Raw genomic sequence first — 9,211 nt, 5'->3', positions numbered from 1 at the left:
CTTCTCGCCCTACCACCGCAGCCGCAGCAGCCACCGGCACCGGCACCGGACGGATCAGCCGGCGCCGGCAGCGACGGCGCGCAGGCGCCGGCCACCGAGCCGGCCGACGGCGGTGCGGGTAACAGCGAACCGCGCGGTGCCGCCGAGACGAGCGGTGCCGCCGAGACGAGCGGGAAGGCCCCCGGCGACGGGCCGCCCACGAACAGCCCGACCCGCAACGGAGCCGGCACCAGCAACGGCGTCGTCGTGCCAGGCACGACAGACGGTGGCAGCCCCAACGGGATCAGATCGAACGGCGCCAGCCCCAAGGGGGCCGGCTTCAACGGCATCAAGTTCACCGGAATCAGCCCGAACGGCATCAGCTCCAACGGGTCTGGTCACAACGGGTCTGCTCACAACGGCGTCGGCCCGAACGGGGTCGGCCCGAACAGCGTCAGCCCCGACGGGACCGGGCACACCGCCGCCCCGGGCGAGCCCGGCCACGGCGAGCCGCGGACCGGGGCGGGCCCCGGCGAGGCCGGCAGCAACGAAACCGACGGTAAGGGAACCGACGGCCACGGCGCAGCCGGCCACGGGTCGGACGACAACGAGACCCGCGGCCACGAAGACGGCGACCAGCCGACCGCCAGCCAGCCGACCGGCGGCGAGGCCGGCAGCTCCGGGGCTGCCAGCGTCGAGGACGGCATCGAGGACGAGGCCGAGCAGGTACCCGCCGACGTCCAGGCCGCCTTCACGGAGTGGGCGCGGGCCTGGCACGTGTGGAGTGCCCGGGCCCGGGCCGACGCCGACCGGCGTCACCTGCACACCACGCTGTACGGGGTGGCGCAGCGACTGGCCCAGGAGGGCGACACCCTGGAGCTGGTGCTCGCCACCGGCCTGCTCACCTGGTGGCTGCCGCGCCCGGTCCGCCGGCACCTGCTGGTCACCCGGCTGGTGGTCGAGGTCGACCCGATGACGTCCGCCGTCCGGCTGCGGGTGCCGGGAGGCACGTCCACCCGGCTCGAGGACAGCGCGTTCCTCGACGGCGTCCCCGCGTTCCGGCCCGAGCGGACCAACGCGCTGCACGAGCGCCTGCGCTCCCGGGACGCCGCCCCGCTGGGCGCCGACGACGAGCGCCTGCTGCGGGACTGGCTCACCCTCGCCGTCGACGGGACGACCGCCGGGTACCGTCCGGGCTGGCCGCCGCCTGGCCCGGCCGGGCCGAGCGCCGCCGTAACGCTCGCGCCGGCGCTCGTCCTACGCTCGCGCGGGCACGCCGCGCTGCTCAACTACTACGAGCAGATGCTGGACGCGCTGCGCGGCGACGGTCGTCCGCCGCTGGGCCTGGCCCAGCTCGTCGAGACCCTGGACACCTCCGAACGGCTGGCGTGGCTCGCCTCCCGCGACGGCCCCGACCCCGGCCCGGGCGCCGGACCGGGCCCGCGCGCGATCACCGCCGCCCCGGGTGAGCGTGGCGCCGGGCGGCACCGCGAACCGGCGGAGTCCGGACGTCCCGCGGAGGCCGAGGAGTGGCTCTCGCCGCTGCCGATCAGCCCTGAGCAGGCGCGGGTCATGCGGCGGCTGCGCATGGACAACGGCGTCGTCGTGGAGGGCCCGCCGGGCACCGGCAAGACGCACACCATCGCGAACCTGATCAGCGCGCTGCTGGCCGAGGGCCGCCGGGTCCTGGTGACCAGTCAGAAGGGCCAGGCCCTGCGGGTGCTGCAGGAGAAGCTCCCGCCCGAGCTGCGCCGGCTGTGCGTCTCGCTCACCGACAGCGCCGAGAGCGGCGCGGGCGAGCTCGCCACCAGCGTGAGCGCGCTGGCCGCGCAGAAGGCCGTCTACGACGCCGGGTCGCAGGACGAGCGGATCCGGACGGCGCGCTCACGCCGGGATTCCGCTGTCGCGGAACGCGACCGGATCTCGACCGCGGTCGCGGCCCGGCGAGCGGCGGAGTGGCGCCGCCACGGCACCTACGAGGTCGGGCCGGGCTGGTCGGGCACCCGGGCGGAGATCGCCGCCCGGCTGCGGGACGAGGCCGCCGAGCACGGCTGGATCCCGGTGCCCGTGCCGGGGCCGGAGGGCGGCGGCTGGCCGCGTCCACCGATCACCGACGCGGAGGCCGCCGAGCTCTGGCAGCTGCTGACCGCGCCGGACGCCACCCCACCCGGCCGCGCCGCCGCCGACGCGGCGTCCTCCCGGCAGGGCGGGTTCGCCGGGTTCGGCGACACGTCCGCCGCGCCGCCCACCTCGCCGCTCGTGCTCGGCCCGGCGGCGCGCCTGGCCCCACCGGGCCAGCGCACCCCGCTCGGCCAGACCGTGCAACCCGGCCGGACCGAACAGTCCAACCGGGTCACACAGTCCGGTGAGACCGCACGGCCCAGTCGGGCCGGACAGCCCGGTGAGACCGCACGGCCGGGCCAGGCGGTCGACGGCGCCTCGGAGACCGCGGGCGGGCCCGGCGCGCCCCACGGGTCGGCTACCGCGGGTGGCGAATCCACGCCGGCCGAGGAGCCGACGCCGGCGGACGGCTCACGGCCAGCGAACGGCTCAGGACGGGCAGACCGCTCGGGGCAGGCGGAGGGCTTCGGACCGGCCGGCGGATCGACCGGGCTGCTCGGATCCGGCGGCGGGCCTTCGGACCCGCCGACCGTGCCCTCCCCGATCACCTCCGCGCTGGCGCTGTCCGCCCTGCGCGAGCAGCGGGCGTTCGGCCTCCCGCCGGAGCTCGGCGAGCTGCCCACCCGCTCCGAACTGTCCGTCCTCGCGCACATCGAGCGGGTCGCGCTGACAGCCGCGAAGGCCGCTGAGGACGCACTGAGCCGGCAGGCCGTGCTCATGGCGCCCGTGATCGCCGACGCGCTCGCCCGGGCCGGCGACGAGGCGGCGGAACGGATGGCGGCCGGCGCCGACGACGTGCGGCGTGCCCTCGATGCCGTCGGCCGGCGGGCCGTCCGCCAGCAGTGGGTCGCCGACGCCCTCGCCGACGCCTTCGCCGGGCGGGCCGCCGTCCTGTGGACGAAGGTCGCTGCCGCGGCACCCGCGATCGCGGAGGCCAGCCAGGCGGTGGTCGAGCTCGGCCTGCACCGGGTCGAGCTCCCCACCGGCGGCGAGGGTCCGGGCCGCGACCTGACCGGGCTGCTGTCGTCCGCGCTGGCGCTGCGCGAGCACATGGAGGCCGGCGGCTCGCTGCGCCGACTGTTCCGGTCAAAGGCGCAGAAGGACGCCGGTCTGCTCCTTGACGGCACCACCGTCGACGGCGTCACGCCCCGCTCCCCCGAGCTGCTCGATCTGGCCCTGTGCCGGCTGCGGGCCGAGGTGGCCCTCGAGGCCGCCACCCGGGCGTGGTCGCTGCTGGGCGTCGCCCCCGATCCCGCCGTCGAGCTGGAGGTGCGTCTGGCCCGGCTCACCGAGGCCCAGGACGCCGCACGGGCCATCGACGTCGCCGTCGCCGCACGCGACCGGCTCGCGGCGCTGCTCGACGCGCTCGGCGTGGAGACGATCACGCTCGACTCGCCCACGTCCTGCGCGGACGTCGGCGCCGCCGTGAACGCCCATCGGCTGCGGCAGTCCGCCACGGTCGCCGGCACCCAGCTGCGGGACCTCACCGCCGACCTCGTCGCGGCGGCCGGCCAGCCCGACGCCGTCCCGGAGCTGGCACTGCTCGCGATCGCGGTCGAGGCGCGCGACCCCGCCGAGTACGTGGCGGCCCTGGAGGCGACGGCGGGCGCGCTCAACGGCCGCGCGCGGGCCCGCCGTCGCGCCGAGCTGCTCGGACGTGTCCGGGAGGCACATCCCCTGCTCGCCGACCTGCTCGCGCTGGGCAACCTCACCGCGGGAAACCCGAACCCGGAATGGGGCGGTCACGGCTCCGCGGCGGGCGGCGCAGGCGGCTGGAACAGCCCGAACGGATTCGCCGCGGGCGCCTTCTCGGCAGGCGGTTTCGCGGCTAGCGGATTCGGTACGGCCGGATCCGGTACGGGCGGATTCGGTGCGGGCGGATTCGGCATGACCGGGGTCGGGCCGGAGCGGATGGAGTCGTTCGGCCGGGCCTGGTCGCACGCCGTCGCCGCGACCTGGCTGGCCCGCGTCCGCGCCGTCGACCAGACCGACCTCGACGCCGACCTGGACGCCGCCGACGAGCTGGTCGCCTCCGCCACCGCCGAGCTGGCCGGCGCCCTGGCCTGGAAGCACTGCCTGGAGCGGATGGGCACCGAGCAGTCCGCCGCCCTGCGCGCCTACGCCGACGCCATGGCCGCCGGCGGCCGGTTCACCGGACGCCACGCCGAGCGCTACCGGCAGGCGGCCCGGGAGGCCATGCGCATCGCGCAGACCGCCGTCCCGGCCTGGGTGATGCCGATCAGCGAGGTCCTGTCGACCATCCCCGCGGTACGCGACAGCTTCGACGTCGTCATCGTGGACGAGGGCAGTCAGGCCGGCCTGGACAGCCTCTTCCTGCTGTGGCTGGCCCCCCGGGTGATCGTCGTCGGGGACGACCGGCAGTGCACCCCGCCGGACGCGTCCGTCGAGGAGCTCGAACCCGTCTTCACCAGGCTCGACACCCTCCTGCCGGACATCCCGAGCTGGCTTCGGGTGGGCTTCACGCCGCGGTCCAGCCTGTTCTCGCTGCTGCGGACCCGGTTCGGGGACGTCGTCCGGCTGCGCGAGCACTTCCGGTGCATGCCGGAGATCATCGAGTGGTCGTCGGCGATGTTCTACCGGGACGCCCCGCTCGTCCCGCTGCGGCAGTTCGGCGCGGACCGCCTCGCCCCGCTGCGCGCGCAGTTCGTGCCGCACGCCTACACCACCTCGACCCCCGCCGGCCCGCGCAACCCGATCGAGGCCGAGGCGCTGGTCACCCAGGTGCTCAACTGCGCCGAGGACCCGCGCTACCGGGGGCTGAGCTTCGGCATCGTCGTGCTGCAGGGCACCGCGCAGGCGGAGCTGATCCGCTCGGAGCTGTCCGCCCGGATGTCCGCGGCCGAGCAGCTGCGGCGCCACCTGCGGGTGGGCTCGCCTCCGGACTTCCAGGGTGACGAGCGGGACGTGGTCTTCCTGTCGCTCGTGATCGCGCCAGGCACGTCCACCACCTCGCTGACCAGGCTGGAGTACCAGCGCAGGTTCAACGTCGCCGCGTCCCGGGCCCGGGACCAGGTCTGGCTGTTCCACTCGGTCTCCACCGCCGACCTGGACCCGGGCGACCTGCGGCACAGCTACCTCAGCTACGTCCTCGCGCACTCGGTGTCGGCGCCGATGGCGATCATGGCGACCCCGCTCTCGCCGTCCGAGGTGAGCCCGGTGCTGCCGCACCCCAGGTTCGACTCGCTCTTCGAGCAGCGGGTGTTCCTGGCGCTGAGCTCACGCGGATACCACGTCACCCCGCAGGTCGAGATCAACGGCCGGCGGTTCGACCTCGTGGTCTCCGGCGGCCGCGCCCGGCTCGCCGTCGAATGCGACGGCGACGCGACCCGCTCCACCGAGGACGTCGAGCGGGACCTGACCCGCGAACGCGAGCTGCGCCGGGTCGGCTGGCGCATCTGGCGGGTCCGCCGCTCGGAGTTCGAGATCGACCCGGAGGCGGCGCTCGCCCCGCTGTGGCCCCGGCTCGCCGCGGCCGGCATCGCCCCCACCATCCCGGTGGCGCTCGCGCCGCCGGTCTCCGATCAGCCGGATCCGGCGATGCTGGTGACCCAGCTCCTCGCCGCCCCCGCCTACGCGAGCCCCGTACCGCCGGCGCCGGCGGCGCCCGCGGCCGCGCCGGCGTCCGTACCGCCGTCGGCGTCCGTGCCGCCGCCGGCGCCGGCCAGCCCGGCCACGTTCGGTCCGGGCTCGGGGCCAACCCCCCAGAGCGACCCCTCAGCGACAGGTTTCCACGGCTACGCACGCTCGACCGCCACACCGGCGGAGCCGTCGGGTCGGGACGCGGGCAGCTCGGGCACCGCCCAGCCGGGCGGGGGCATCGGCGCGGGCACCGGCACCGCTGGCCTGGGCGAGGCAGGCATCGGCGCCACCGGCCCTGGATCAGGGGGCACCGGCAACGCGGACCGCGGCAACACGGACGTCGGCGACGCGGGCCTCAGCGTCCTCGGGCTGGGTGTCGTGGGCCGGGGCACCCACGGCTCCGGACTCGCGGGCCCGGGCATCACGGGCCACGGGGCCACCGACCCGGACCTCGCTCCCGGGGCCGCGGGGGCCTCCTGGGACCCTCGGACCGACTCGGCCCTGCCCAGCACCGCGCCCCCGGCCCCGGCCGGCTCGACCAGCCCGTCCGGCCCAATCGCGGCACCCGGCCCGTCCGGCTCACCCGGCGCGAACGGGGCACCCCTGCTGAGCGGCACACCCGGCTCGGGCCAGGCCGCCGCTGCGGCGGCCTCGGAACCACAGACCCCCGGATCACGACCGGCCGGAGGCCCGACTCCGAGCACCCAGACCCCGGCCACCCCACCGGCGAACGCGGCCACGCCGAACTCGGCGACCGCGGGATGGCCCACCTCCGGCGGGTCACCGACCGGCTGGGCATCGGTCGGGACCGCCCCGAACGGGTTCCCGGGCGTCCCGCACATCTACCCGGGTCCGGACTCCTGGCCGGGCGTATCGCTCTCGCCCAACGCACCGTCACTGCCTGGCGATGCCGCCTCCCCCGGCGGGAGGACTCCCTCGAGCTCACCCCAGGCCGGCGGACCGGCGCGCCCCAGCGCACCGGAGCCCCTCGACGATCTGACGCGCATCGACTGGGCGGCAACCCCCGGTGGATCAGCACCGCCCAACGCGATGCCATCCCCCACCGGCAGCATGCCGCCCGGTGGGACCACGGCACCCGGCGGGACCCCGACACCCGGCGACACCACATCGTCCAGCCGCAGCATGCCGCCCAGCGGGACCACGGCGGCTGGCGGGACCGGCGCGGCGGCCGGAGCATTCGGGCCAGTCGCACCGGACGGGGCGGCCGGCCTCCCGAACGTCCCGCAGAACGGCATGATGGCGGGCTCGTTTCCCCCGGTCGGCGGCGTGCCCTCCGTCCACTCCGACCCCGACGAACGTCGCCAGCGCTGGCGCCCCATCCCCCTCTCCGACCAAGAAGGCCTAGACGACGCCTAACCAACCCCGATAAATGCGTGGCGGGTGAATGAGTCCATACGCTCACTCACCCGCCACGCTTGTATTGAGAGGCCTCTCCGGTCAGGCGGCCGGGCCCCGGGTAATGGAGGCGGCCCCGTCGTCGGTGGGGGTTTCCAGAGGCTGGGGCGGCGGGGCGTCGCGCATGCGGTCCCGCTCAGGGGCACGGTCCCGGTCAGAAACGTGGTTCTGCTCCGGGGGGCGGGCCTCGTCACCGCCATGGTCACCACCACCGCCATGGTCACCACCGCCATAATGACCACGGTCGACGTCAAGGTCACCGTCACCGCCGCGATCCCGGCCAGCATCATGGTCACCGTCACCGTCACCGCCGCGGCCGGCATCATGGTCATGGTCGCGGTCGGTGTCGCCGTCCGTGCCGCCGACGATGCGGGCGAAACCGGCTCGGGGCAGTCGGGCCTTCACCGGTGTGGGCTCGCTGAAGTCCGCGCGCCGGATGCGGCAGTACCCGGATTCCGGGCCGCCCGCCAGCCGGCCGACCCCGAAGTCCGCCGCCGAGGACAGGTAAGCGACCGCGGCCGCCCGGTCCAGCCCGACCTTCGTCTGGAGGAACATCACCGCCGCGCGGGCCGCCCGGCGCAGGGCCTCCCGCGGATCGGGGTCGAATCCCGACGTTATCCACAGCTCGTCGGTCTCGATGAACGGCTCCCGCAGTGAGCCGAGAGCGGCCCGGGCCGCCGCGTCCCGCAGGGTCACCAGGCGGAGGGTGGCTCGCAGCGGACCTTCCAGCGCGGTCGCGCCGATCATGCCGTCGCCGATGGCGTAGTGGGGGTCACCCACGGCGAAGAGCGCGCCCGGTGCCTGGATCGGCAGGTAGAGATGTGAGCCCGGGCCGAGATCACGGCAGTCCAGCGCGCCGCCGTGCCGGCCCACCGAGTCGGAGGCGACCGGGCCGTCGGGGACGTCCGCGGCAACGGTCATGATGCCCAGCGACGGGTTGAGCGGAAAGCGGATCCGGGTGTCGCGGCCGCTCGGCATGGATCCGAAGAGCCGGCCGCGGCGGCGTTCGACCGCGCAGAAGGACGTGTCCGTCCGATATGCCTGCCAGCGCCGGGCGTCGGCGTCGAGGTCGGGTGCCGGGGTCTCGGGAAACTCGCCGGCGAGCAGGCCGGCGCCGTGCCGGGTGGAGATCACGCCGTAGCGGGCGCGCGGGTGCAGTGAGATGACGTCGATCCGCAGCACGTCGCCGGGTTCGGCGCCCCGGACGTACACCGGGCCCGTCACGATGTGCGCGCCGTCGCGGCCGAAGCGGTGCGGTATCCCGGACGCGGCGATCGCCCGCGCGTCCTCGAGCACCTCGGACGGCGCCACGCCGAAACCGCGGAAGAACGTGTCCGGGTCCCGCCCCTGGTCCTCGAGGATCCCTTCCTGGCTGACGGTGTCGATGGTGACGGTCGTGCCGGGGTCGATGCTGAGGACCGGCCGCGTCCGCGCGGTCGGGAGGGCACCCCAGCTGATTGTCTCGGGGGTGGAGGGCAGATAGTGCCGGCCCTCGATCTTTCCTCGTCCGGGTTGCAGGGCCACTCGCGTTCTACCCGTGCCGGCGACCGGCGTAGGCCGGAATCGTCCTGGTCGTCGCTCGGCGCTCCGGATCGGAGGGCGCACCGGCGGACGGGACAGCGGACGACCGGACGGCGACGGCGGCCTCGGTAGGGGCCGGTCGCAGACGGTGGCGGTGGGGGCGCTGCACGCGCGTCAGAGTCGCAGCGCGACATGACGCCGAGATGTCCTGGATGTTGCAGTCGCGGTCCAGCCCTCGCTCAGCTCCAGCTCAGCGCCGCGCGTCACCCGGTGAGGAGCCCACGGAAGGGGTACCAGAGGGGCACGCGCCGGTATCCGGCGGCTGCTGTTCGTCACGCGGGCGGGGCCCGACGGCCCCGATCCGGGTCCGGCGGAAGACGTCAGCCAACGTCCAGACACGCACCGGAGACGAGGACCGGCCGACTACCGTGGCTCCACAATGAGCACACGCGGCCAGCCGGACACCGAAAGCACCGACGACCCCGGCAACACCGGCAACACCGGCAACACCGGCAACACCGGCAACACCGGCAACACCGGCAACACCGGCAACACCGGCAACACCGGCAACACC

General features: G+C 75.5%; 2 protein-coding genes and 1 pseudogene. 1 reads left to right on the top strand and 2 read right to left on the bottom strand.

The features are described from left to right. Positions 1-257: pseudogene (locus FMEAI12_RS38805) on the bottom strand (hypothetical protein); the annotation flags it as partial. Between FMEAI12_RS38805 and FMEAI12_RS30365 the strand changes: the two are divergent. Beyond that, positions 247-7,077, top strand: coding sequence for an AAA domain-containing protein (locus FMEAI12_RS30365; RefSeq protein WP_235014825.1), 6,831 nt, complete (start codon positions 247-249; stop codon positions 7,075-7,077). The pseudogene FMEAI12_RS38805 and the gene FMEAI12_RS30365 sit on opposite strands and share 11 nt — an antisense overlap. Positions 7,078-7,158: 81 nt before the next feature. Here the strand turns inward: FMEAI12_RS30365 and FMEAI12_RS30360 are convergent, their stop codons facing one another. Next, positions 7,159-8,640: an acetamidase/formamidase family protein gene (locus FMEAI12_RS30360; RefSeq protein ID WP_112108733.1), complete on the bottom strand. Its 1,482-nt coding sequence runs from the start codon at positions 8,638-8,640 to the stop codon at positions 7,159-7,161. Between the last annotated feature and the right edge of the window lie 571 nt (positions 8,641-9,211).

Origin of the sequence: Parafrankia sp. Ea1.12, from assembly GCF_900465275.1 — a bacterium.
GTDB classification, from domain to species: Bacteria; Actinomycetota; Actinomycetes; order Frankiales; family Frankiaceae; genus Parafrankia; species Parafrankia soli.
Note: the sequence above shows the minus strand (reverse complement) of the source record. Positions and strands in the feature narration are given on the sequence as shown.